The organism is Variovorax rhizosphaerae, from assembly GCF_037889975.1.
Lineage (GTDB): Bacteria > Pseudomonadota > Gammaproteobacteria > Burkholderiales > Burkholderiaceae_C > Variovorax > Variovorax rhizosphaerae.
On record NZ_JBBKZT010000081.1, the window covers coordinates 1 to 4,964 of the forward strand.

The following is a 4,964-nucleotide window of genomic DNA, read 5'->3' on the forward strand; positions in this document are numbered from 1 at the left end:
AAGTCCTCAAGTGGAGTGCTGACGGCAAGACCGCGGCGGAGATCGGCGACATCCTGAACATTTCCGTGCCGACGGCGAACTTCCACATCAAGAACGTGATTCACAAGCTGAGGGCGTCCAACAAGACCGCTGCGGTGGTCCAGGCCTTGGTGTCTGGACTGCTCGGCTGAGCACGGCAAGCCTGACGCAACGGCGTCGGCAGGTGCCCGCATCCAACGACGGCCTCGCGCATGCGCGGCTCCTTACACACCCTCTGTGCACCGGGTCAAAAATCCGTGTGAGAAGTCGCACCTGACAGCCCGCTGCACGCGTCCAGAAGGTGCGGACCTACCATTATTGTTAGTTAACTTTAGTTTCGATTTTCGGTCCAATCAAGTCCATGGACATCGCAAAAATTCTTACCACCGCCGCCATCGGGGTGCACCTGTCGGACCGCGCGTTGATCGCCTGCGAAATGAAACGTCTCTGGGGCAAATCCACCGTGACGCGCAAGGCCAGTTTCGAATTTGAACCGGGCGAACGCGCCACTGCCATGGATGCGCTGGCGGCTTGGATTGCGCAGGCGCCGATGCGTCGCTCGATCGTCTGGATTGTCGGGCCGACCGAAGCGCAATACTTCGTGCTGCCGTGGTCGCCTGCCTATGCCGATCGCGCGCTGCGGGACGCTTATGCGCGCGAACGCTTCGAGCAGCTCTATGAGAATGACGCATCGCTTTGCACGTTCTGCTTCTCCGAGCAAACCGCTGGCAAGGACCAGATGGTCTCGTGTATTTTCAAGGAACTGCATGCCGAGCTGGTGGCGCACGCCGGGCGCGCCGGTTGTGAGCTCGCCGGCATCAAGCCCTCAATCTCCACGGTGTGGGATCGCTTTCGCGCCGTGCTGGAGACCGAACAGGGCACGCTGTGCGTGGTCGACGGGGATCGCCAGGCGATCGTGCGCCACAACCGCACGCAAATCGAAGACATCGTGGTGAAGTCCCGTGAAGAGTTGCCGGTGTTGCCCGCATCACGCCAAGGCGTGCTTCGCATCTTCTCGAACGCGGTCATCCGCGAGCCCGTGGTCAGGGCCGATGCCAAGCTGAACCTGCCGACCCGGCGCGGCTACGTTGCGGCGCAGGATGCGGCCTATTCCTTTGCGCTCTGCGAGGTGCTCTGAAGGTGCCCGCCTTGGGTCCGCGCAGGGTGACCTTCCGCGGCGGCGCCCACGCTTCTCGGCGTCCACCTGCAGAGCCGCTGCGCGCGCCAGGTAGGAGAGCATCCATTTCCTGGGGGTGTGCAGTGCAGCATCCTCCACGATGGCTACGCTGCAAGCGGCCCCTGTACCTCGGCGCCGAAGCGCGGATACCACCACTCGAAGGACGCTCGAAGCTCGTCGTTCAGGACCTGGGTTCGAACCTGGAGCAGCAGATGCGCCCTTCGCGGCGTCCAGCGCATCTGCTGCTTCTTCACGAACCGCTTGGCGATCACCTGGTTGACCGCGGATTCGACGAAGCCGGTGGAATCCGTTCCTCGCATCGGTACCGCTCCCCGTAGTTGACCATGGCGCCGGCATTGTTGTCGACGTAGGTTGCAAATTCATCGAGCGCCCGGCGAAAAGGAGGACGAGGAGCACGTCTACTGCACCAAATGCTTCGACTTCTACCAAATCTGATAGTTGTCAACAGATCTTGCGATCACCAGCATGCGTACATGACTGCCTGTGCCTCGAATAGCGTACAGCTTCGGCTGATCGGTAGCTGCATGCAAGTGACCAAGCTCTCGCCCGAGGACTGCGACCGACTAAAGACGTTCTTTATTTGCTACACGGACTGGTTTATTCCAAACACATGCGCGGAACGGCGAGAAAACCCGTCTTCGAGCCTTGTGGCGCGGGCGAACAGCAAATCCGTCGCCGACGCAACGGAGCCGCTGCAACGGGCGATCCATGCGGTGATGAAGATGACGACGCTATGGACGCCGGAGCAGGTTGCTGAGGCTGACGCATGGCTGGCGGCGGCCGGCACCTTCACATTGAGCGAGGTCCGACGTCGATTCTCGAAGAAGTACCTGCGCATTTTTCGCCGCCGTGTCATACGTGCCGAAACAGAGTACTTCCTGATCAAGGGAATCGTGGACTACGGCGGGGTTGAGCCGGGATCGCCAGAGGGTATACAACTCCAGATCATGTTGAAGGCCTTCGAGGTGCAGCTCGTTGCAGCAGTAGCGCCGTTGCCCAGCGCGAAGACGCCGGACGACATGGGCACCCATCGCTGAATGGCGGCGCCGTTGAAGATTTTTCAAAGGGAAGCTCCTGGCCTTTTCCGGCGGTCAGCCTGAGGTTCCAGCTGGCCGCGATCACGCTTGTGGAAAATCCAGCCAGCAGGATCAAAGGTTTGGGACGGCGGCTGATAGCGACCGTTCGGCGACACCTGCTATAGAACCGGAGAAAGCGAGACCCGGCGGGCAGCGCGCTGCGAGGAGGATCACCGACCGATACCCGGAATTATCAGAGGCTCTTGAGGAAGTCCAGCAAGCGGTCGCCGGGCCGGAAGCGAGGTACCGACGTCTTCTTGGCGGTCGTGGCTGCGAGGGCACGTTCCTTCAACTGCATGTCCGCATGCAAGTAAACGGACGTCGTCTCAGGCGATTCGTGCCCCAGCCAGAGAGCGAATTACGGTCTGGCCGGCGCCATGATGAAGGAGGTCCATGGCCAGTGTGTGCCTCAAGACGTGTGGAGTTACTGCTTGCGTGCCAATGATGGGCACCGCCGACATGCCACAGCAAAATGTTTGTCGAGCAGGTCCTGCAGCGCGTCGTGGCTCAGGGGCGTTCCTCGCGTGGTCGGAAGGATTCGAAGGCTGACCTTCTCGCTCGCGCAGCCAGTCGCGAATCACTCGGACCGTGTCTTTGCGAAGCGGCGTGCAGCGCCGCTTGCGGCCCTTGCCCTCGCAACGGACATGGGCACCCACACCAAGAACAATGTCGTCACACCGAAGGCCGGTGAGGGACATGTCGGGTGCGGCAATCTCTGCTAATGCCGCCACGCGAGAAGGGCGGATGGCAACTTGATGGCAGCGATTCGAGCGCCGACTGTACGACAGCCCGTTGAAACCCTGCACCACGATTGAGGACTTCACAATCATGTGCGGACGTACGGTCGGTACCCTTGGCGTGAATTGCAAAGTAAGGCGGCGTGCGGCGCGCGTGCCATTGCGCAATTGATCAGCACGCCCGCTCGGTGCTGGGCGACGTCTGTTGCGAGTCGACGCGCGTTCGTCCGAAGGAGCCGGTCAACTCACCCACGTTTCCTGCCTAGCGCGACCATGGGAGTTGCGGGAGCGCCCTTTCAGCAATAAGGCTGCCCGGACTCATTGGAACTGCATATGCGATCCTGCGAACTGCGCCAGAGAAGGCGCTGACCCAGGACCGCCGGCTGCGCGGATCTTCAACACTGAGCCTTCGCAGCACGCCGCCTTTGACTCGCAGGTTGCGGCGATGCTGGCCAGGTCCTCGACACCATCGACGTCCCCCACTTGACAAGCACGCTGCGGCTACTCTCGAACGCTTGCGCCGTCGGGACTCCGCAGGACATGCCGTTTTTCTGTCGGGACGGTCGCCACCAACCCGATACCGCCCGAGCGAAAGGTGGCGAGCACGTCGCGGAGGCACGCAAAGTCAGGATTGCGGACGTCGTGAATGCAGCGCATGTATCGGGCGTCTTTCGCTCATGCGGTCGAAGGCATGCAGCAGTTCAGCTTCGTCAGCCGGGCAGACCTCTTGTACTCTCGCGGTGCGGCCATCGCGCAACGCGACTGGCCTGACTCGCTCGCGTCTTACCGCGTCTTGGGACAAGTATTGACACTCATCTCGAGCAGCGCAGCGATTTGCCGGCGGCCATTTTTCGCGTGGGCGCGCGCACGCGAAACGATCGTGTCGAAACGTCGGGTGGATGTCATAGATCGCCGTAGTTTGACTCGAGTCCGAGCCGAACGTCCCTTGTATTCCTTGTCGTCCCGTTAAGGTGGGCCGCGCCAAACGGTAGAGCTCGCCGCGCTTTTGGAGGCGAGGATTTGGCCTGGCGTGTCGCCAGCAAGCAACAAGAACGTTCGACCTTCCCGCAAATTGGTCCAAAAGCCTTGTCCCGTGTGTGGCGCAAGGTGTCTACTTTCCCGATGGACGGTAGGGGTCCTTCGCGCAGAGCGACACAAATAATTGAGGAGACGGTAATGAACAAAGCCTTGGCCGCCCTGGCCACCCTGGCTGCTTCCAGTGCGGCCGTGGCCCAGTCGTCTGTCACGATGTTCGGCGTGGTTGACGCCGGCATCAGCTACTACCAGACGACCAGCAAGTTCGTCGGTGTCCGCGGCGCTCCCGCACTGAACTTCGTCGGCACCGGCGACCTCAAGCAAAGCCAGTGGGCGCTGACCAGCGGCAACTACAACAACAGTCGCCTCGGCTTCCGCGGCACCGAAGACCTGGGCGGCGGTCTGGCCGCCAGCTTCTGGCTCGAATCGCCCATGACCAACGACGACGGCGTGGTCGGCGCCTCGACCTTCGGCCGTCGCTCGACCATCAGCCTGTCGGGCGACTTCGGCGAACTGCGCCTGGGCCGCGACTACACGCCTACCTTCTGGAACGACGGCATCTTCGATCCCTTCGGCGTCAACGGCGTGGGCACCAACCTGATCGCGACGATGAGCGTCGGGCCGCGCACGGTCACTGCCGCCGGCGTCGACCGCGGCCTGTTCTCGAACGCCAACTACATCCGCGCCAGCAATTCGGTCGGCTACATCCTGCCGCCCAACCTCGGCGGCTTCTACGGCCAGGTGATGTACGCCTTCAACGAGCAGGTCAAGTACGACCCGGGCACCACGACCCCGGCCACGCCGCTGAACAAGAGCCGCACCGGCGGCTACGCCGGCGGCCGCTTCGGCTATGCCAACGGTGGCCTGGACATCGCGGCCGCCTACGGCGAGAGCGTGACC

The 4,964-nt window shown here is 62.2% G+C and carries 5 protein-coding genes and 1 pseudogene; 4 read left to right on the plus strand and 2 right to left on the minus strand.

All coding sequences use genetic code 11. The features are described from left to right. Positions 1-170: LuxR C-terminal-related transcriptional regulator (locus tag WKW82_RS40160; RefSeq protein ID WP_340348793.1), on the plus strand; the 170-nt coding region annotated here is incomplete at its 5' end. Between the two features lie 209 nt (positions 171-379). Further along, complete coding sequence (locus tag WKW82_RS40165) at positions 380-1,156, plus strand: hypothetical protein (protein ID WP_340348790.1); 777 nt, start codon at positions 380-382, stop codon at positions 1,154-1,156. 143 nt (positions 1,157-1,299) lie between these two features. On the opposite strand, the pseudogene WKW82_RS40170 reads toward WKW82_RS40165, so the two are convergent. After that, positions 1,300-1,592 (minus strand): annotated as a pseudogene (locus WKW82_RS40170) (ISKra4 family transposase); the annotation flags it as partial. 148 nt (positions 1,593-1,740) lie between these two features. Here WKW82_RS40170 and WKW82_RS40175 point away from each other — a divergent pair. Beyond that, positions 1,741-2,253: a hypothetical protein gene (locus WKW82_RS40175; RefSeq protein WP_340348791.1), complete on the plus strand. Its 513-nt coding sequence runs from the start codon at positions 1,741-1,743 to the stop codon at positions 2,251-2,253. 365 nt (positions 2,254-2,618) lie between these two features. Here WKW82_RS40175 and WKW82_RS40805 read toward each other — a convergent pair whose 3' ends face one another. Beyond that, positions 2,619-3,122: a tyrosine-type recombinase/integrase gene (locus WKW82_RS40805; protein ID WP_422823712.1), complete on the minus strand. Its 504-nt coding sequence runs from the start codon at positions 3,120-3,122 to the stop codon at positions 2,619-2,621. Between the two features lie 1,083 nt (positions 3,123-4,205). On the opposite strand from WKW82_RS40805, the gene WKW82_RS40180 reads away from it, so the two are divergent. Further along, positions 4,206-4,964 (plus strand): porin (locus WKW82_RS40180; protein WP_340348792.1); only part of this gene is annotated, 759 nt, incomplete at its 3' end.

Excerpts from the sequence above, each read along its gene's own strand:
- WKW82_RS40165 (WP_340348790.1), top strand. The coding sequence starts at position 380 with ATGGACATCGCAAAAATTCTTACCACCGCCGCCATCGGGGTGCACCTG.
- WKW82_RS40175 (WP_340348791.1), top strand. The coding sequence starts at position 1,741 with ATGCAAGTGACCAAGCTCTCGCCCGAGGACTGCGACCGACTAAAGACG.
- WKW82_RS40805 (WP_422823712.1), bottom strand. The coding sequence starts at position 3,122 with ATGATTGTGAAGTCCTCAATCGTGGTGCAGGGTTTCAACGGGCTGTCG.